This is a genomic window from Klebsiella sp. RCJ4 (assembly GCF_009025755.1).
GTDB classification, from domain to species: Bacteria; Pseudomonadota; Gammaproteobacteria; order Enterobacterales; family Enterobacteriaceae; genus Klebsiella; species Klebsiella michiganensis.
The window spans coordinates 211,771-230,185 of record NZ_WCIN01000041.1; the positions used below are offsets into that span (position 1 = coordinate 211,771).

Annotated in this window: 16 protein-coding genes; 2 read left to right on the forward strand and 14 right to left on the reverse strand. The window is 58.3% G+C overall.

Annotated features, from left to right (window positions below; translation table 11 throughout):
• Positions 1-18: 18 nt before the first annotated feature.
• From dxs to xseB, 3 genes are read right to left on the reverse strand one after another with little or no spacing between them, the layout of a single operon-like run.
• Positions 19-1,881 (reverse strand): 1-deoxy-D-xylulose-5-phosphate synthase, encoded by a 1,863-nt coding sequence (gene dxs, locus F8562_RS19910; RefSeq protein ID WP_004129698.1) that lies wholly within the window; start codon positions 1,879-1,881, stop codon positions 19-21.
• Between the two features lie 18 nt (positions 1,882-1,899).
• Positions 1,900-2,799, reverse strand: coding sequence for a (2E,6E)-farnesyl diphosphate synthase (gene ispA / locus F8562_RS19915; RefSeq protein ID WP_004848218.1), 900 nt, complete (start codon positions 2,797-2,799; stop codon positions 1,900-1,902).
• Positions 2,800-3,042, reverse strand: coding sequence for an exodeoxyribonuclease VII small subunit (gene xseB, locus F8562_RS19920; RefSeq protein ID WP_004099468.1), 243 nt, complete (start codon positions 3,040-3,042; stop codon positions 2,800-2,802). It abuts the gene before it with no gap.
• Positions 3,043-3,240: 198 nt separating this feature from the next.
• Here xseB and thiI point away from each other — a divergent pair, with 198 nt between their 5' ends.
• Positions 3,241-4,689, forward strand: coding sequence for a tRNA uracil 4-sulfurtransferase ThiI (gene thiI, locus F8562_RS19925; RefSeq protein ID WP_014837579.1), 1,449 nt, complete (start codon positions 3,241-3,243; stop codon positions 4,687-4,689).
• A 57-nt stretch (positions 4,690-4,746) separates the two neighbouring features.
• Here thiI and yajL read toward each other — a convergent pair whose 3' ends face one another.
• A complete protein-coding gene (gene yajL, locus F8562_RS19930; protein WP_014228167.1) occupies positions 4,747-5,337 on the reverse strand; it encodes a protein deglycase YajL in 591 nt (196 codons plus the stop codon).
• Entirely contained in the window at positions 5,300-6,211 is a 912-nt protein-coding gene (panE, locus tag F8562_RS19935) for a 2-dehydropantoate 2-reductase (RefSeq protein ID WP_004848223.1), read from the reverse strand. Before panE ends, yajL begins: the two co-directional genes overlap by 38 nt.
• Positions 6,212-6,353: 142 nt before the next feature.
• Between panE and F8562_RS19940 the strand changes: the two genes are divergently transcribed.
• Positions 6,354-6,845: a YajQ family cyclic di-GMP-binding protein gene (locus tag F8562_RS19940; protein WP_004129715.1), complete on the forward strand. Its 492-nt coding sequence runs from the start codon at positions 6,354-6,356 to the stop codon at positions 6,843-6,845.
• Positions 6,846-6,948: 103 nt separating this feature from the next.
• Here F8562_RS19940 and F8562_RS19945 read toward each other — a convergent pair whose 3' ends face one another.
• The 9 genes from F8562_RS19945 to F8562_RS19990 all read right to left on the reverse strand — a co-directional run bounded on the left by F8562_RS19945 (position 6,949) and on the right by F8562_RS19990 (position 18,346).
• Positions 6,949-8,313, reverse strand: a complete 1,365-nt coding sequence (locus F8562_RS19945) for an MFS transporter (RefSeq protein WP_014228168.1) — start codon at positions 8,311-8,313, stop codon at positions 6,949-6,951.
• Between the two features lie 155 nt (positions 8,314-8,468).
• The gene (locus tag F8562_RS19950; protein ID WP_014228169.1) at positions 8,469-9,647 is read right to left on the reverse strand and encodes a Gfo/Idh/MocA family protein; all 1,179 of its coding nucleotides are present in this window, start codon (positions 9,645-9,647) and stop codon (positions 8,469-8,471) included.
• 92 nt (positions 9,648-9,739) lie between these two features.
• Positions 9,740-11,140, reverse strand: coding sequence for an MFS transporter (locus F8562_RS19955; RefSeq protein WP_014837581.1), 1,401 nt, complete (start codon positions 11,138-11,140; stop codon positions 9,740-9,742).
• 407 nt (positions 11,141-11,547) lie between these two features.
• Positions 11,548-12,912, reverse strand: coding sequence for an MFS transporter (locus tag F8562_RS19965; protein WP_014228171.1), 1,365 nt, complete (start codon positions 12,910-12,912; stop codon positions 11,548-11,550).
• Between the two features lie 10 nt (positions 12,913-12,922).
• Complete coding sequence (locus F8562_RS19970) at positions 12,923-13,741, reverse strand: sugar phosphate isomerase/epimerase family protein (RefSeq protein WP_042944447.1); 819 nt, start codon at positions 13,739-13,741, stop codon at positions 12,923-12,925.
• Positions 13,742-13,806: 65 nt separating this feature from the next.
• Positions 13,807-15,510, reverse strand: coding sequence for an FAD-dependent oxidoreductase (locus F8562_RS19975; RefSeq protein ID WP_014837584.1), 1,704 nt, complete (start codon positions 15,508-15,510; stop codon positions 13,807-13,809).
• A 10-nt stretch (positions 15,511-15,520) separates the two neighbouring features.
• Complete coding sequence (locus F8562_RS19980; protein ID WP_014228174.1) at positions 15,521-15,841, reverse strand: NIPSNAP family protein; 321 nt, start codon at positions 15,839-15,841, stop codon at positions 15,521-15,523.
• A gap of 13 nt (positions 15,842-15,854) precedes the next feature.
• The gene (locus F8562_RS19985; protein WP_014837585.1) at positions 15,855-17,528 is read right to left on the reverse strand and encodes an FAD-dependent oxidoreductase; all 1,674 of its coding nucleotides are present in this window, start codon (positions 17,526-17,528) and stop codon (positions 15,855-15,857) included.
• Positions 17,525-18,346 (reverse strand): shikimate dehydrogenase family protein, encoded by an 822-nt coding sequence (locus F8562_RS19990; RefSeq protein ID WP_014837586.1) that lies wholly within the window; start codon positions 18,344-18,346, stop codon positions 17,525-17,527. The genes F8562_RS19985 and F8562_RS19990 overlap by 4 nt, the downstream gene beginning before the upstream one ends.
• Between the last annotated feature and the right edge of the window lie 69 nt (positions 18,347-18,415).

The window sequence follows — 18,415 nt, forward strand, 5'->3', positions numbered from 1 at the left end:
CAGGAGCGGTGGCGGCAATTATGCCAGCCAGGCGTGGATTTTGGCTTCTATTCCGGCTGCGTCCAGGCCGAGGTCGGCGTGCGCTTCTTCCTGGGTTCCCTGCGGGATAAAGAAATCAGGCAGGCCGAGATTGAGCACAGGAACCGCGCGGCGGCGGGACATCAGCAGCTCATTCACGCCGCTGCCCGCACCGCCCATAATGGCATTCTCTTCCAGGGTGACCAGCACTTCGTGTTCTGCAGCCAGCTGTAGCACCAGCGCTTCATCCAGCGGTTTGGCAAAGCGCATATCCACCAGGGTGGCGTTAAGCTTTTCCGCGACTTTTGCCGCCTGCGGCAGCAGCGTGCCGAAGTTCAGAATCGCGATTTTTTCACCTTCGCGTTTCACCACGCCTTTACCGATAGGCAGCGAGGCCAGCGGTTCAAACGCCGCGCCGGTACCGGAGCCGCGCGGATAGCGCACCGCGCTCGGGCCGTCGTTGTAGTGATAACCGGTATACAGCATCTGGCGGCACTCGTTCTCATCGCTGGGGGTCATGATGACCATGTCAGGAATGCAGCGCAGGAAGGAGATATCAAACGCGCCCTGATGGGTTTGCCCATCGGCGCCGACGATACCCGCACGGTCGATAGCGAACAGCACCGGCAGCTTCTGGATGGCGACATCGTGAATCACCTGATCGTAGGCGCGCTGCAGGAAGGTGGAGTAGATCGCCACCACCGGCTTATAGCCGCCGATCGCCAGGCCGGCGGCAAAGGTCACCGCGTGCTGCTCGGCAATGGCCACGTCGAAGTACTGGTCGGGGTATTTTTTCGAGAACTCGACCATCCCGGAACCTTCGCGCATCGCTGGCGTGACGGCCATCAGTTTGTCATCTTTCGCGGCGGTTTCGCACAGCCAGTCGCCAAAGATTTTCGAGTAAGAGGGCAGGCCGCCGCTGCTTTTCGGCAGCACGCCGCTGGTGTGATCGAATTTTGGCACCGCGTGGAAGGTGATCGGGTCTTTTTCGGCGGGCTCATAGCCGCGGCCTTTTTTGGTCATAATATGCAGGAACTGCGGCCCTTTCAGGTCACGCATATTCTTCAGCGTATTTACCAGACCGATAACATCATGACCGTCCACCGGCCCAATGTAGTTAAAGCCCAGCTCTTCAAACAGGGTCCCCGGAACCACCATCCCTTTGATATGTTCCTCGGTGCGTTTGAGCAGCTCTTTAATCGGCGGCACGCCAGAGAAGACCTTTTTGCCGCCTTCGCGCAGCGTGGAGTAGAGTTTGCCGGAGAGCAGCTGCGCCAGATGATTGTTTAGCGCACCGACGTTCTCGGAGATCGACATTTCGTTGTCGTTGAGCACCACCAGCAGATCGGGTTTGATATCGCCAGCGTGGTTCATCGCTTCAAACGCCATCCCGGCGGTTATCGCCCCGTCGCCGATTACGCAAACCGCGCGGCGCTGCTTATCCTCTTTGGCTGCGGCGATAGCTATGCCGATTCCGGCAGAGATGGAGGTCGACGAGTGGCCGACGCTCAGGACGTCATACTCGCTTTCTCCGCGCCACGGGAAGGGGTGCAGCCCGCCTTTCTGGCGGATGGTGCCAATCCGATCGCGGCGTCCGGTCAGAATTTTATGCGGGTAAGCCTGGTGGCCGACGTCCCAGATTAGGCGATCGAAAGGCGTGTTGTAGACGTAGTGCAGCGCCACGGTTAGTTCTACCGTACCGAGCCCGGAGGCAAAGTGTCCGCTGGAGCGGCTGACGCTGTCCAGCAGATAACGCCGCAGTTCGTCGCACAGTTTCGGCAGGCTATCTTTCGGCAACAAACGCAACTCCTGGGTGGAATCCACCAGCGCCAGGGTCGGGTATTTGGCAATATCAAAACTCATCAGAGACTCATTTATTGTTTATTTATCACGCTGAATTATGTAATTCGCGAGCGCTTCCAGTGCCGTGGTATCCAGAGATTGCGCGGCCAGCTCAGTTAGCGACCGGCGGGCGTCGGTAATCAGGTCAAAGGCCTTTTTCCGGGCTTGCTCGAGTCCCAAAAGGGCGGGGTAGGTACTTTTGCCCAGCTGCTGGTCGGCTCCCTGACGTTTGCCAAGTGTGGCAGTATCCCCTACCACGTCGAGAATGTCATCCTGGACCTGGAAGGCGAGACCGATGTTCTCGGCGTAGCGATCGAGAGCGGGTAGCGCCCTGCGTCCGGCTTCACCTGCGCTCAGCGCGCCCATTCGTACCGCGGCGCGAATCAACGCGCCGGTCTTATGGCGGTGAATTCGCTCCAGCGACGTCAGATCAACCTGATGGCCTTCCGCTTCCAGATCCAGCGCCTGACCGCCGCACATACCGGCGATGCCGCTGGCCTGGGCCAGCTCAGAAATCATCGCCAGGCGATCGCGATCCGGCACTTCCGGCATCGGCGCATCACTCAGTATAGAAAACGCCAGCGTTTGTAGGGCGTCTCCGGCAAGAATTGCGTTCGCTTCGCCGAATTTTATATGGCAGGTCGGCTGGCCGCGGCGTAAATCGTCATCGTCCATCGCCGGGAGATCATCGTGCATCAGCGAATAGGCATGGATGCATTCGACGGCGGCGGCAGGGGCATCCAGCGTAGCGCGGCTAACGCCAAACATATCGCCGGTCGCGTAAACCAGGAACGGGCGCAGGCGTTTGCCGCCTAATAGTGCGCCATACTGCATGGCTTCGACCAGCGGAGTGTTCTGAAAGGGCTGCGGAGCGATAAAACGGCGCAGCGCTTCGTTAGCCTGCTCGACGCACGCCTGTAGCTGTTGCGGGAAGTCCATTTATTCAGCGTCCGGCGTAAAAGGGGTAAGCGGCGCGTCTTCGCTATCCGCCAGCAGAATTTGTACGCGCTGTTCGGCCTGCTGCAGCTTTGCCTGCCCCTGGCGCGCCAGCTGGATCCCGCGCTCGAATTCGCCGAGCGCTTCTTCTAACGGCAGCGAGCCGCTTTCCAGACGATTAACAATTTGCTCCAGCTCGCCCAGGGCGGTTTCAAAGCTGGCCGGGGCCTCATTTTTCTTTGGCATAGTGAATATAGACTCTTGTAATGTCTCGATGGCTATCAATATGGTAACGAAGTCGCGCGGTTAATCAAATAACGCGCAATGCCAGGTGAAAAGCGTCCAATAGTGGTATACTCCGCGCCCTGGATGCAGACGCCAGTCGCGCCTGTACAACTTTTTATGCTTAAAGCCCCGTCGGGCTTGCCAACGAATAGTGTCGCCATGAAGTTTATCATTAAATTGTTCCCGGAAATCACCATCAAAAGCCAATCTGTGCGATTGCGCTTCATTAAAATTTTAACCGGGAACATTCGTAACGTTCTCAAAAACTATGATGAGACGCTTGCCGTCGTTCGTCACTGGGATCATATCGAGGTCCGGGCGAAGGATGAAAACCAGCGTCCGGCTATTCGCGATGCCCTGACCCGTATCCCCGGTATCCACCATATTCTGGAAGTCGAAGACGTTCCTTATACCTCTCTGCACGATATTTTCGAGCAGACGCTGCCGCTGTGGCGTGACGCGCTGGAAGGTAAAACGTTCTGCGTGCGCGTTAAGCGTCGCGGTAAGCATGAGTTTACCTCAATCGAAGTGGAGCGCTACGTCGGCGGCGGTTTGAACCAGCATATTGAAACGGCGCGGGTGAAGCTGACCGACCCCGATGTGACGGTTAACCTCGAGATCGAAAACGATCGCCTGCTGCTGGTTAAAGGGCGCTACGAAGGTATCGGCGGTTTCCCGATCGGCACCCAGGAAGACGTGCTGTCGCTCATTTCCGGCGGTTTCGACTCCGGCGTTTCCAGCTATATGCTGATGCGCCGCGGCTGCCGCGTGCATTACTGCTTCTTTAACCTCGGCGGCGCGGCCCATGAAATCGGCGTGCGTCAGGTCGCGCACTATCTGTGGAACCGCTTCGGCAGCTCACACCGCGTGCGCTTCGTGGCGATTAACTTCGAGCCGGTGGTGGGTGAGATCCTGGAGAAAGTCGACGACGGTCAGATGGGCGTGGTGCTCAAGCGGATGATGGTGCGCGCGGCGTCAAAAGTCGCCGAGCGCTACGGCGTCCAGGCGCTGGTCACCGGCGAGGCGTTAGGCCAGGTTTCCAGCCAGACGCTGACCAACCTGCGCCTGATCGACAACGTCTCGGACACGCTGATTCTGCGTCCGCTGATTTCGCACGATAAAGAGCACATTATTGACCTCGCGCGTGAAATCGGCACCGAAGATTTTGCCCGCACCATGCCGGAATACTGCGGCGTTATCTCGAAGAGCCCCACCGTGAAAGCGGTGAAGGCGAAGATCGAGGCGGAAGAAGAGCACTTCGATTTCAGCATCCTTGAGAAAGTGGTGGCGGAAGCGAGCAACATTGATATCCGCGATATCGCTCAGCAGACCGAGCAGGACGTAGTGGAAGTGGAAACCGTCAGCGGTTTTGGCCCTGACGACGCGATCCTCGATATCCGCTCTATCGACGAGCAGGACGATAAGCCGCTGAAGGTGGAAGGCGTGGACGTGGTTTCTCTGCCGTTCTATAAGCTGAGCACCAAATTTGGCGATCTCGACCAGTGTAAAACCTGGCTGCTGTGGTGCGAGCGTGGGGTGATGAGCCGCCTGCAGGCGCTGTATCTGCGCGAGCAGGGCTTTGAAAACGTGAAGGTATATCGCCCCTAGTTCTTCAGGAGCAAGGCGCAATCATGAAAACGGCAACCCTGGGTTGCCGTTTTGCATTTATTCGTAGTAGTTATAAATTCCTGCCGCCATCACCAGCTGTGAAGCGACTTCGTGCGCTTTTTCGCGTCCAACCAGCAGGTCGATCATCTTCAAGGCGAAATCAATTGAGGTTCCCGGCCCCTGGCTGGTGAGCAACTTAACGCGAGCGTCCCAGACGACGCGCTTATCCTGCCACTGCTCGGCGGGAATGCGTTCTTTCAGCGCCGGAAAGCCGGTCATATTGCCGATGGGGAAAAGGTTGTGCGGCACCAGCACGGTCGGCGCCGCGGCGCAAATCGCCGCAACGATGCGCCCGGAAAGATGGAATTGACGTACTGTTTCAACCAGCAGCGGGCTGTCGCGAAAGCACTCCGCACCCTTAATGCCGCCGGGTAGAACAAGGATATCGAAATCGCCATCGGCCACTTCGACCAGCGGCGCATCGGCCAGCAGCTTAACGCCGCGCGAGCAGACAATGGTCAGGCTGCCATCGCTGGCAACGCTGGCGGTCGTGACCTTTACGCCTCCGCGAACGAGTAAATCCATGGTGGTGACCGCTTCGGTCTCTTCGCTACCAGGGGCGAGGCAAATCAGTGCCGACGCGCTCATATTCATTCTCCTTACGCTTTACCAGTTCAAACAGGCGGGTATTCTCAGGTACGGCGATACCGTGGGCTCGGGCGCGTTTTAACAGATAACCGGTGATATAGTCGATTTCCGTATGGCGCTGGGCGAGAATATCCTGCAGCATGGAGGAGGTATTTTCTGCCGTACTTTCAATAACCTGATGTACATAGAATAACAGGTTTTCCGGCGAGGTATGCATCCCCTCGCGATCCATCACCGCCGCAACTTCATAACAAATCGCGGCGACCTCCTGCGGGTATTCGCGTAAATCGCCGTTCTGACAGTTTTTTAACGCCGTCAGCGGGTTAATCACACAGTTTACCGCCAGCTTGCTCCAGGTCGCGGGGTAGATATTGTTATGCCAGGCGACGTCGGGCAGCACGCTCTGCAGTACATCGGCGAGATAGCTATAATCCTCAGGATAGGCTTTCGCCGGGCCAATATGGCTGGTGCCGTTGGCGACGTGGACGATCACGTTGCCGTCGCGGCGGGCCGCCTGCGTTGTCGAAGCCAGAAGCAGCGGCTGTTTGAGGCTCTTAAGCTCGTCAACGGTACCCATACCGTTGTGCATGAGCAGAACAGGTACTGACGACGGCAGGATGGCGCTCAGGTTTTTTACCGCGTTAGAGACCTGCCAGGCTTTGAGGGTGACCAGCAGCAGGTCGCTGCTGGCGAGAAAATCAGGATCGTTAGCGGTAAACGATTCATTAAACACGCTGCCGTCGGTTTCAATCACATTGACGCTACAGAATGGCTGTGGGACGCGTAACCAGCCCTGGACTTCATGTCCGTGTTTGTACAGCGCAGTTAGCCATAACTGTCCCAGTGCACCGCATCCGAGTACGGTTACTTTCATTATTCCTCCTCACCTGTGAGTGCTGCATCAGGTGCTCATGGCTAAAGTATAGCGTTATCAGTTATCCTTTCGGGATAACAAGTTGAGTTATGTCGCGTTGCGGGTATTATGCAACGCAAAAGAAACTGAAGGAGAGGAAAAGATGCCATCTTTCGATATTGTCTCTGAAGTCGATCTTCAGGAAGTTCGAAACGCCGTAGAGAACGCGACCCGCGAAGTTGAATCGCGTTTTGATTTCCGTAACGTCGAAGCGAGCTTTGAGTTGAACGAAAAAAACGAGACCATCAAGGTCCTCAGCGAGTCTGATTTCCAGATTAACCAGCTGTTGGATATTCTGCGCGCCAAGCTGCTGAAACGCGGAATTGAGGGCAGTTCTATCGAAGTGCCGGACGAGTTCGTGCACAGCGGTAAAACCTGGTTTGTCGATGCGAAGCTGAAGCAGGGCATTGAGAGCGCGACGCAGAAAAAAATCGTCAAGCTGATTAAAGACAGCAAGCTGAAAGTACAGGCGCAGATCCAGGGCGAAGAGATTCGCGTTACCGGTAAATCTCGCGACGACCTGCAGGCGGTTATGGCGCTGGTGCGCGGTGGTGATTTAGGCCAGCCGTTCCAGTTCAAAAACTTCCGCGATTAAAAGAGTCCCGTCTGTCGGCCGGGCTCGGCGTTAGCCGCCGCCCGGCAGGACACAAAGCACCGCTCAGAACCGTTTTTGCCTGCCTGAACAAAGGTGCTCGCTTTTATATCCCTTTGATTGCCTGCTCAATTTCAAAGCGGTTAGTGATCTTGCTGTCGATTTTGATATACACCGAACGCTCTTCGCTAATCACCAGCACCTCTTTGACGCCCTCTTTAGCCCGTAAGCGCGCTTCGAGCATTTTGTCCGCGGCGATATCCTCCGGGATTTCGACCCGCAGGCTGCTAACGTAGGGCGGCTCGCTCATGGTGCTGGCCACCAGCAGCCACAGCATCGCCAGCAGGGCGCCGAGCAGGAAGACGGTTTGCGAATCAAAAAAGCCATCCACCCAGCCGCCGAGCGCTCCGCCGATGGCCACGCCAAGGAACTGGCTGGTGGAGTAAATGCCCATCGCGGTGCCTTTATATCCGGCCGGTGATTCTTTGCTGATCAACGACGGCAGCAGCGCTTCCAGCAGGTTAAACGCGAGGAAAAATAGCTGAACGCCGGCGACCAGCTCCCAGAAATAGCCTCCGGCACCCCAGAGTACGATTTCAGCAATCAGCAGGATGGCGACGCACAGCAGGAAGACGCGCTTCATTTTGCGCTTCACTTCGGCGTAGATAATAAACGGCACCACCGCGACAAATGAGACCAGCATGGTGACCAGATAGATTTTCCAGTGCTCGGCGGCGGGGAAACCGGCGGCCTCAAGCTGGCCCGGCAGAGCGACAAACGTGGACATCAGCATGATATGCAGGCACATAATGCCGAAATTGAGCTTCAGGAGTTTTGGTTCGGCAAGAACTTTGCTGAAGCAGCCTTTCACCATACCGGACTCGCGGTTCAGCACGTGATTCTGGCTGTTCGGCACAACCCATAGCGTCAGCAGGATGCCGAGCGTCGCCAGGAGAGCAATCATCCAGAACAGGGCGTGCAGGCCGAGCTGGTGGGTAACGACAGGCCCGAGAACCATAGCGATAGCAAAGGTGACGCCAAAGCTGACGCCGATAAACGCCATGGCTTTAGTGCGGTTTTGCTCGCGGGTTAAATCGGAAAGCAGCGCCATGACCGCAGCGGCAATCGCCCCGGAGCCCTGCAGCGCGCGGCCAAGAATAATGCCCCAGATAGAGTCAGAAAGCGCGGCGATAACGCTGCCGACAACGAAGATTAACAGGCCGCCGACGATCAGCGGCTTACGGCCAATGCGGTCAGAAAGCAGCCCGAAAGGTATCTGGAACAGCGCCTGGGCCAGCCCGTAAATACCAATTGCCAGTCCGATAAGGGCTTCGCTTGCGCCCTGTAACGCCATGCCGTAAGTGGTCAGAACCGGCAGGACCATAAACATGCCGAGCATGCGCAAAGAGAATACGGTCCCCAAACCCCAGGTCGCACGCAGTTCGCCTGGCGTCATTTTATTATCGTTCATTACCACCTCAATATAAAAACTGCGCATAGTGTAGTGGGGGGAAACAGAAGCGTAAATAAATGTTTGTTTAACAGATATTACGACTGTGTTGCATGATGAGGTGAGTACGGTAGAAAGAAAAAACCAGTGGAGGGGCCTCCACTGGTGTTCAGCGGTTATTGGCAGTTAAAGTCAACCCACTGGCCGCCTGCGTCGGCGGATTTGACGCACTGCTCAACCCAGTAAACGCCGTGAAGACCGGCTTCGACGTCCGGATACCAGAAGGTCTCCAGGAACGCCTGGTCCCCGCGATCCATCGCGTCGATGGCGATAGCGTAGCGGCGATAGAGGTTGGCCCACGCCTCGAACAGCCCTTCAGGGTGACCGCCGCCAATGCGGTCGTCCGCCAGCGCCTGCTGGCTGAGATAGGGCATCCCGCGCTCGAGGACGCGGGCCGGTTCGCCCTGTACCTCATAGCTGAGCTGATTTGGACGCTCATCCCACCATTCGATGCTGGCTTTTTCGCCAATAACGCGGACTTTTTGCGAGTGCATCGCGCCGCTGTTGACCGCGCTGGTCCACAGTGAGCCAACGGCGCCGTTGTTATATTCCATCAGCACAAAGGCGTTATCTTCCAGCGGCGCGCGAGATTTGACGAAGCTTTGACGCGCGCACATCAGGCGGGTGATGTTCAGGTTCGGCACCATCGTCTCGGCAATAAATAGCGGGTGGGTTGCCAGATCCCCCAGCACATAGCTAGGGCCGGCATATTTGGGCGTTACCCGCCAGCGGGTGGATTCAGCCTGCAGCTCAACGGCTTCATTATGAAAACCGTGGGCGAACTGCATATTAATAATGCGGATCTCGCCGAGCTTCCCTTCCGCTATCATCTGCCGCGCCTGCTGGATCATCTGGTGTCCGGCATAACCGTACGTGACGCCGATAATTTTATTCTGCTTTTTGCTTAGCGCCAGCAGCTCGCGCGCTTCGTCGGCGGTAAAGCACAGCGGTTTTTCGCAAATCACGTGCAGCCCGGCTTCAAGCGCCGCTTTAGTGATAGCGAAGTGAGTATTGTTCGGCGTGGTGACCGATACGGCTTCAATGCCGTCAGGGCGTTTGGCCTCCTCCGCGAACAGCGTTTGGTAATCGGCGTAGCAGCGTTCAGGAGCGATGCCGAGCTGCTCGCCGAATTGACGACCGCGCTCGGCATCGATATCAAGCGCGCCGGCGAGCAGAGTAAAGACGTTGTCGCGAAGCGCCGCACAGCGGTGGCTGTAGCCAATCTGGCTGGTGCCGCCGCCGCCGACCATGCCCCAGCGCAGGGAGCGGGATAAGGGTTTCATGCCGTTTAACATGATGGTGCACTCCTCAATGATAGAGATCCTACGGATTTCAGATGTTCTTCTGTGTACCCGCGCTCGCCGAGCGCGGGCCTGGTTCTAAGGTTTTACATCTCGCCACGGGCTTCGCGTTCTTTCAGGTCATGCATGATCTGCGGGTATTGCTTATCCAGGCGATAAAACAGCAGGGTGATAATGACCACGATCCACAGGAAGAAAGAGCCGTAGAGATAAACGTGGTTAATCATGTCGATAGCGCTTTGCGGCTGAACGCCGGATCCGCTGCTGGAGCTGACGTAACCCGCCATGCTCAGCAGGCCGGAGATAACCGCGGCGGCAATACCTGCGCCGAGTTTCGTCCCAACGGAACCGGCGGAGAAGATCATCCCTTCCTGTCTGACGCGCGTTTTCCACTGGCCGAATTCGACGGCATCGCCGCAGAAGCCGAACAGCACGGCGTTCAGCGGGGCGAAGCCAATACCGCGAATAATCGCGTTTGCCAGCGCCCAGTGGTAATCATCAGAGTTAAACATAAACAGCACCTGGCCGATGGTCGCCAGCACGATGCCGCAGAGGGCAACGTTGCGTTTACCGTATTTGCGGATGGGCACGGAGCTCAGGAAGGTGAAAATAATAATGCAGGCGGTTTCGGCAACGAAAATGGAGCTATAGAAGGTATCGTCGCCGAGCACGTAGCGGCAGTAGTAAGGCAGCGCGATCCCTACCACGGTGTAGTACACGCTTTGCGCGGTCCACAGGATGGCGCTGGCCCAGAAGTACTGGTTACGAAAAAGCGCGGAAAGCTGGGTTTTTACCGGTACGTTTCCCTGTTTCTCTCGCGCTTTGATGACCACCTTCTCTTCGCATTTATAAAAGCAAAACAGCAGCAACAGCAGCGCCAGAAAAGCCCAAATAGACATGGTTTTGATCCACGCCGCCTGATCGTCGCCAAAGTACTTCACCAGCGGCAATGTGCAGGCAACGGCGAGAATACGACCAAAAGGCGACATCGACATTCGGGTGATGCTGAGCATATCCCTTTCCCAGGAGGCGCGGGTCATCATCGCAGAGAGGCTGCCGTAGGGGAGGTTGATGGCGGTATAGCACACGGTGGTGCAGAAGTTATAGGCGACCAGCAGATAGAGAAACTGCAGCGTGCCGGTGGTCTGCGGGACGGTGAACAGTAAAATTGCCGATACGGCGTAGGGCACGCTCATCCACAGCAGCCAGGGGCGTGATTTACCCCAGCGAGAGTTCGTGCGTTCCACCATCAGGCCCATGATGACATCGGAAACGCCGTCAAACAGACGTGAGATCAGCATCACCAGGCCAACGGTGGCGATGCTGATGCCGACATAGTCGGTATAAAACAGGGTTAAAACCGTGCCGATCATGCCGAAAACGACGTTACAGGCGGTATCGCCGCCGCCGTAAGCGATTCGGGTAGCCCAGCTTAGCTTATCGACGCGTGCTGCCGCGGGAGAGAGAAGAATCTGCTGTTCACTCATGGTCAATTCCTTTGTCTGGAAGGACAAGTCAGGACCTCTGCGCCAGTTCCACCGGCACGACCTTATCCTGAATATCAGCCAGAACATAAGGAAATATTTATTTCATTTCAATGGTTGTTTGGAATTTAATTTCTGTATATGCGAGGCGGATCGAAAAACCGTAAAAATTGAGCCGTAAATTTTTTGGCTACAGCTATCAAGTCATTCTGATTGATAAGGTTATTAAGTGTTTTTCTGAACGATGTTTGATTTGTTTTTTGTATGTATTTAATGATTTTGCGCTGTGATTTTGTGAAGTGAATCGATACTGCATGGCATTTTTATTTTTCATTGTTCATTTAAATGAAATTAATTTTTCTTTTTTTGGCAGGCGCGTTTTTGAAACACGCCTGCCTTAGCGTCAACGTTTAAAATGTACTTCTGACGGGCGCGGTTGACGCGGTGGCTCTTGCCGTCGGGCCAGCCGCGAAAATACCTTTGGCCGCCAGCCCGGCGACGGTTATCGCGGCGGGAATGCCAAGGATCAGGAAAACGCTTTCGAAGCTGATATTCAGCGCCAGCATCTCCGCCCCGGCAAAGGCGCTCAGGATCGCGCCCATGCGGCCAACGCCGTGCATCCAGCTGGAGCCGGTAGCCCGTGCTTCGGTAGGATAGTAGCGGGCGGAGAGCGCGTTCATGCCGGTATTGGCGCCGTTTAAGCAGGCTCCGCTGATAAACGCCAGCAGGCAGATGAGCGCAAAGCTTGCCGCGGCATAGCCCATCGCCATCGTAAACAGGCCGCCAACCGCGTAAATCAACCCGAGCGCCCGATGTGGGTTGATCCGGTCCATTAGCCAGCCCGCAAACAGCGAGCCAAGGGTTCCTCCCGCCTGGTACATTGCGGTCATTACCGCCGCCTGGCCGACCGTTAAGCCCACCTCTTTTACCAGCGTCGGTAGCCAGCTGCCGAGGAGGTAAACCAAAAAAAGGCCCATAAAGTAAACCAGCCAGAGCATCATCGAACCGAAGCGATACTGGCGAGAGAGAACGATGCGCATGGCATTTGCCTGAACGGGCTGGGCCGGGAGGCTGAACTCGGCCTCATCGGGGATTTGTCCCGGATAGAGGCGCTGCATAATCCGCCGAATACGTTCGGCAGGCGCGCGCTTAACGACCAGAAAACGCACCGATTCCGGTAACAGCCAGATCAGGACCGGAGCGAACAGCAGCGGGAGGATCCCGCCAAGCAGCATCAGCGAGTGCCAGCCAAACTGCGGGATTAGCCAGGATGCGGAGAAACCGCCCGCCGCCGCGCCAAAGGTGAAGCCGCAAAAAATAATTGTAATCAGGAACGAGCGCTGGCGCTCCGGCGCATACTCTGACACCAGGGTGCCGATATTCGGCATGGCGGCGCCTAATCCCAGCCCGGTCAGGAAGCGGAAAACCATCATTTGCTCAATATTTTGTGAAAGGGCGGTGGCGATGGTCCAGAAGCCGAAGAAGAAGACGCTATTAATGATAATTTTTTTCCGTCCCAGCCAGTCGGCGAGCGGCCCGGAGAAAATGGCCCCCAGCGCCAGGCCTATCAGCGCGGCGCTGATGACAAAACCGAGTTGGTGATTGCTTACTCCCCATTCCTGCTTCAGCGTCGGGGCGATAAATCCCATGATGGCGATATCAAAGCCGTCCAGCGCGATAACGCAGAAGCCTAAAAACACCACCAGCTTCTGAAAGCGGCTTAGCGGATTGGCGTTGATTAACTCCCTGACGTCCAGGCGTTGAGTCTGTGTCATGGGACTCTCCTTATGCGCAAGGGCGCAGGTAGGACTGCGCGGCGTTAAACAGTAGCTGAGCGCGAGCGAGCGCCGGCAGCGCACCCCGATCGCCGCTTAGCGGGACCTCGATGGATACCGGCAGCGTGACCGGAAGCGCCGCCATCAGACCGTGCAGGTCGAGTCCGCCTTCGCCGGGGACCTGGCGAGCGGCGCGGGCCTGGTAAATCAGCTCCTGCTCGTCAGCGGGGGGTTGCGGTGAGGCATCGCAAAGCTGCATATAGTTGAGGCAATTTTGCGGTAGCGCCGCGATCGTGGACAGGGATTCGCCGGCCCGCCAGAAGTGAATAGCGTCAATCAAAATACCGATATCGCTGCGGCCGCTGGCGGTGATAAGCGCCCGGGCTTCGGCAATGGTGCGCAGGTGGGTCCAGGGCATGGGCTCCAGGTTCATGATTAATCCATGCTCCTGGCCGGCTTCGGCAAGTCGGGCGAGATTTTCCGCGCTGCGCGCGCGGTTATCATCGTTTCCTGCCACTAAAACCTGCTTTGCGCCAAGGCGCGCGGCGGTAGTAAAAAAAAGCTGCAAACGAGCGTCCACTGAAAAATCGGGCGTCAGGCGGACGATCTCAACGTCCGAAACGCGAACGCCGGTTTCCATCAGCGCCGCCAGGGTATCGCGTACGGCGGCGGTGTCGCCGAGCATGTCGTAATCCGGATCTGACGGGGTTGCGGGAAGCAGGCGCAGACCAACGTGGGTGAATCCGGCCTGGGCCGCAATGCGTACCTGTTCCGGCGGCGGAACGTCGAGGAGGGTAAGCGCGGCGAGTGAGAGGGTTCGCATGTTCATAAAGGACTCCAGTACAGTTGCAGGTGATTGTTGTTATGCGTATTGCCGTCCCTGGTGGAATGCTTTTACTGCGTTGGTTTATTAAGATTTTCTGCCAGGTTTTTTCCGACCAGATAGCCAAAAGTCATGGCCGGACCCAGCGTGATACCGCCGCTGGGATAGAATCCCCGCATCACGCTCGACATATCGTTGCCGATGGCGAAAAGCCCCTGGATCGGCTGCCGCTGGGCGTTGAGAACACGGGCATTTTCATCGGTGATTAATCCACTGAAGGAACCCAGCGAGCCGGGCAATATGCGTACCGCATAAAAAGGCCCATGGCTGAGTTTCCCGAGCGTGGGGTGGGGCGAGCGGCTGGCGTCACCCTGCGCGCGGTTATAGGCCGAGGCGCCGCGCCGAAAATCCTTATCCTCTCCCTGGTCTACAAAGCCGTTAAATCGGGCGATCGTTTCCGTTAGCTGCTGCGGATTGATGGCGCATGTTTTCGCCAGCGCTTCCGGCGTCTCACCCACGTACAGATAGCCGGTCCGTCGCCAGGCCTCGGGGGTAAACGGGAAGGGGCGAGCATGGCCCAATCCGTAGCGCCGCAGCGCACGGCCGTCGGCAATTAGCCACGCCTGCGGCGTTTCGCCCGGCGGCGTCGCGTCCAGCAGCGCGGCAATAAAATCATGATAAGAGTCGGCCTCATTGGTGAAGCGTTTACCGTTGGGCAACACGGCGATAAAGCCGGGCTTGGCGCGCTCAACCAGATGCGGGAACGGCAGCTGCAGTCCGCTGGCGAGGGTAACGCGCGACACCGGCGCCCAGGCCATGGCGTGCCTGAGTGAGGTATCAAACTGGCCGCCGACCGCTTCGCCGAGCCGAATGCCATCCCCCTGATTGCCCGGGGGCGCGGCGGAGAAGTGGCCGTAGCCGCTGGCGGCGTGCGGCACATTTTCGGCCAGACGCTGCCTGTCGTGAGGAAAGCCTCCGCAGGCGAGGATCACCGCGCCGGCGCGAACCTCCAGCGCGCCGCCGTCGCTGCGTAATATGGCGCCTGCAACGCCGTTGTTGTCGGTAAGCAGACGTTCTACCGGCGCGTTAAGCTGAAAATTAACCCCCGCATCCAGCGCCGAACGCAGCAGGCGGGCGACCAGCGCGTTGCCGTTAACCAGATGCTGTCCGCGACCGGCGCGCAGCCGCTGCCAGCCGTGACGCAGCAGGCGGCGGGTCGCATACAGCGCCGAGCCCGGTGAGCGGGTCGCGTTGAAAAAGTGCGCCATGTCCGTGCCGCCGGCAATGCCCATACCCGCAAGGCTGATGGTCTCCAGCGGAGGCCGCAGGCGATGCAGCCAGTCGCCCAGCAGCCGTCCGTCAAAAGGCTGCGCCGTGACCGAGCGGCCGCCCAGCGCAGCGCCCGGTGAAGCGTGAAAATCGGGCATTTTGCTGCCGGAAAGAAACTGCACGGCGGTGCGGCGGCGGAAAAAGTCGATCATCTCCGGTCCGTACTGTAAGAAGGCAAGCAGACGCGCATCGGCAGGCTCACCGTCCATTTCATGGCGTAAATAAGCGAGCGGCGCGCCGGGCTCTTCTTCAATCCCTTCTTCACGAGCCAGCGGGTTACGCGGGATCCACAGCCAGCCGCCGGACCAGGCGCTGGTGCCGCCAATGACCGACTCTTTCTCCGCAACCAGTACGCTGGCGCCGCCGAGCGCGGCGGTGACGGCGGCAGAGAGCCCCGCCGCGCCGGAGCCGACGACCAGAACATCCACGTTCATCTGCCCGCTCATGACCCTCTCCTTATTGCAGTGGTGAAAAATCAGTGGGGCGCAGAAGCACCGACTCCAGGCGCTCGACGGCGGCCAGCTCGCGGTTTTTGCGCGAGAACGTCAGCCAGCGTTCGTCCTGCGTCATGCGCGCCCGACGCGCCAGGCGATCGTCCAGACTTTCATAGGCCCAGATATGCACCACCTGATTGACCACGCCAATTTCGGTAAAGAAGAAGCCGATGAGCTTACCGAGGTGCTCGGTTTGCACGGCGTAAGCATCGCTTTTGTACAGCGCCAGCCAGTCGGCCATTTTCAGCGGATTGATGGTGTAGGTGCGTTTTTCATAGATCATGATTTTCTCCTGTTTATAGTGCGTGTTGTTGCGCCATATGGCTGGCTGAGAGATAGCCGAAGGTGAGCGCCGGACCGAGCGTAATACCTGGGCCGGGGTAGGTTCCGGCCATCATCGAATCCATATCATTACCCACGGCATAGAGGCCTTTGATCGGCTCACCGTGCTGGTTAATGACCTGAGCATCGGCGGTAGTGACCAGGCCGCGCGAGGTACCGAGATCGCCGGTATAGAGGGTGACGGCATAAAACGGCGCGCGGGTCAGCGGAGCGTTACAGGCGTTTGGCCGGTGGCCGGGGTCGCCCATCGCGCGGTTATAGCTGTTGCCGCCTTTGGTGAACGCCGGATCGAGGCCCTGAGCGGCATCGCGGTTGTAGCGTGCCACCGTGTCAGCGAGCGTCTGCGGATCCAGGCCGAGCCGCTGCGCCAGTTCAGGCAGCGTATCGGCCTTATGCAGATAGCCCGCTTTCACCAGCGCGTCGTTATTGACCGGGGCAGGGCGCGCCAGGCCGAGGCCGTAGCGCTTCATGGCCAGGGCGTCGCAAATCAGAAAGCAGGGCGCATTTTCTGCCCGGCTTTGCATGGCGCTGGCGAAGTGGTGATAAGAGTTAGATTCGTTCACGAAGCGCACCGCGCGCTGGTTGACGGCAATCACTCCGGGTTTGGCGCGATCGGTGACCAGGTGAGGGAAGCGCTCTTGCGTGCCGTCGGGATGCTGTAAAACCGAGACCGGCGCCCAGAAAAAGTTAGACGGCAGGTCAGCCCCTTCCCGGGCATTGACCGCGGCGGCAAGGCGCAGCGCGGCGCCGTCGTTGGCGGCGGACATGGTGTAGTGCTCGCGGGTCTGGGGGCGATAGCGTTCAGCCAGCCTGCCTGCGGCAAAACCACCCGCCGCCAGTACCACCCCGCAGCGGGCTTCAAGAGCCTGCTTTTGACCCTCGCGCTCAATTACTACACCGGTCACCTCGCCATTGCGTTCGCTCAGCGAAAGCACGTTGACGTTGAGCCTGAGCTGCATACCTTTGCGAAAGGCGAGCGTCGCCATGCGGGCGATCAGCGCGTTGCCCATCGCCAGGCGGGTACCGCGAGGGTACCGCAGGCGATCGCGACCGAAGCGCAGCAGCAGTCTGCAGCAGTGCGCGAACGAGCGCGGGGAGCGGCGCATATCGAGAAAGTGCTGGATATCAACCCGGTTAACCATCATCCCGCCAAACAGCAGCATTCCCGGTGGGGGAGAGCGGAGGTCGCGAAAATGCGCACCCAGTTCCCGTCCGTCAAACTCCACCACCTCCAGCGCCCGCCCGACATCGACGGCGCCGGGCTCATCCGGGTAATAATCCGGAGAGAGCGGGCGCAGGCTATATTTCACCGCGCCCTCTTTTTCAAGAAATGCCAGCGCCTCACGCCCTGAAGCGATAAAGGCATCCACCAGATCCTGACGATAATGAGGCTCACCGATAATCGTCCGCAGATAGGTTTCGATAGCCTGCGGGCTGCCGCCCACGGCCATTTTCCGCGCCTGATCGCTATCGTGGATCCACACCGCGCCGCCGGAAATGGCGGAGGTGCCGCCAAACTGCGGGGCTTTTTCCAGCATCAGTACCGACAGTCCCTTACAGCTGGCGGTCACCGCCGCGGCAAAGCCTGCGGCGCCGCTGCCGATAACGATGACATCCCAGCTTTTCATGCCGCCGCTCCTTGTTCCTGCGCAATGGCGCCGATGAATTGCCCCATCAGTTTCATCTGCGCCAGCGCCATCTCCGGCCCGGTCTGGATCGCGCAGCCGCGATCCCGGGCGAAGGCGAGGAGCGGGGTGATGATCGGGGCGGTCACCACGTCGGCGACATGCGTGGATAGCGGAAGGGTTTCCAGCAGCGACTGCGGCAGCGGCAACGGCTCGAAACCGGCCATTCCCGCCGGGGAACCATTCACCAGCAAATCCAGGCCGGCAAGCGTAGCGGGCAGGTCGACGAGATGAACGTGCGGAAAATGGGTGGCCAGCCGGTTATGCAGCAGCTGAAGGGTGGCGGGATTCTGATCATAAAGGGCCAACTGGCGGATGCCCGCTTCGCAAAGCCCCCACGCGATAGCGCTGCCGACGCCGCCGCAGCCGGAGAGCAGCCCCTTTTTACCGCCGGCGCTAAAGCCGTGCGCCTCTGCGGCAAGCTGAAAACCGACGCCGTCGAGCATATCGCCCTGTAAACGGCCATCGGCCAGCTTACGGATGACGTTAATGGCATTAAGGTGCTGAGCTCGCGGGGTTAACTCGTCGACCAGGGCGGCGGCCCGCTGTTTGTGCGGAACGGTGACCAGGACGCCGCTCATGTTGTGCCAGCCGCGCAGGGCCTGCAGAAAGTCAGTAACGGCTTCGGGGGCGATATCAACCGGGATCATGACGCTGTCCATCTGCTGGTCAGCAAAGAAGCGGTTGAAATTCTCCGGCGACTTAACCTGGGTAATCGGGTGGCCGATGACGGCGACGACCTGAGTGAATCCACTGACCATTTCAAACCTCATTTTGTTAAATGAATGTTGTGAAAGTATTTCAGCGGAAGCTGAGAGCGACAACGCAGA

Bases quoted from the DNA above. Each gene is read 5' to 3' on its own strand.
- F8562_RS19980 (WP_014228174.1), bottom strand. From the start codon at position 15,841: ATGATCTATGAAAAACGCACCTACACCATCAATCCGCTGAAAATGGCC.
- xseB (WP_004099468.1), bottom strand. From the start codon at position 3,042: ATGCCAAAGAAAAATGAGGCCCCGGCCAGCTTTGAAACCGCCCTGGGC.
- F8562_RS19985 (WP_014837585.1), bottom strand. From the start codon at position 17,528: ATGAAAAGCTGGGATGTCATCGTTATCGGCAGCGGCGCCGCAGGCTTT.
- F8562_RS19955 (WP_014837581.1), bottom strand. From the start codon at position 11,140: ATGAGTGAACAGCAGATTCTTCTCTCTCCCGCGGCAGCACGCGTCGAT.
- F8562_RS19975 (WP_014837584.1), bottom strand. From the start codon at position 15,510: ATGAGCGGGCAGATGAACGTGGATGTTCTGGTCGTCGGCTCCGGCGCG.
- yajL (WP_014228167.1), bottom strand. From the start codon at position 5,337: ATGAGCGCGTCGGCACTGATTTGCCTCGCCCCTGGTAGCGAAGAGACC.
- ispA (WP_004848218.1), bottom strand. From the start codon at position 2,799: ATGGACTTCCCGCAACAGCTACAGGCGTGCGTCGAGCAGGCTAACGAA.
- F8562_RS19950 (WP_014228169.1), bottom strand. From the start codon at position 9,647: ATGTTAAACGGCATGAAACCCTTATCCCGCTCCCTGCGCTGGGGCATG.
- F8562_RS19970 (WP_042944447.1), bottom strand. From the start codon at position 13,741: ATGAACATGCGAACCCTCTCACTCGCCGCGCTTACCCTCCTCGACGTT.
- dxs (WP_004129698.1), bottom strand. From the start codon at position 1,881: ATGAGTTTTGATATTGCCAAATACCCGACCCTGGCGCTGGTGGATTCC.
- F8562_RS19940 (WP_004129715.1), top strand. From the start codon at position 6,354: ATGCCATCTTTCGATATTGTCTCTGAAGTCGATCTTCAGGAAGTTCGA.
- thiI (WP_014837579.1), top strand. From the start codon at position 3,241: ATGAAGTTTATCATTAAATTGTTCCCGGAAATCACCATCAAAAGCCAA.
- F8562_RS19945 (WP_014228168.1), bottom strand. From the start codon at position 8,313: ATGAACGATAATAAAATGACGCCAGGCGAACTGCGTGCGACCTGGGGT.
- F8562_RS19965 (WP_014228171.1), bottom strand. From the start codon at position 12,912: ATGACACAGACTCAACGCCTGGACGTCAGGGAGTTAATCAACGCCAAT.
- panE (WP_004848223.1), bottom strand. From the start codon at position 6,211: ATGAAAGTAACCGTACTCGGATGCGGTGCACTGGGACAGTTATGGCTA.
- F8562_RS19990 (WP_014837586.1), bottom strand. From the start codon at position 18,346: ATGGTCAGTGGATTCACTCAGGTCGTCGCCGTCATCGGCCACCCGATT.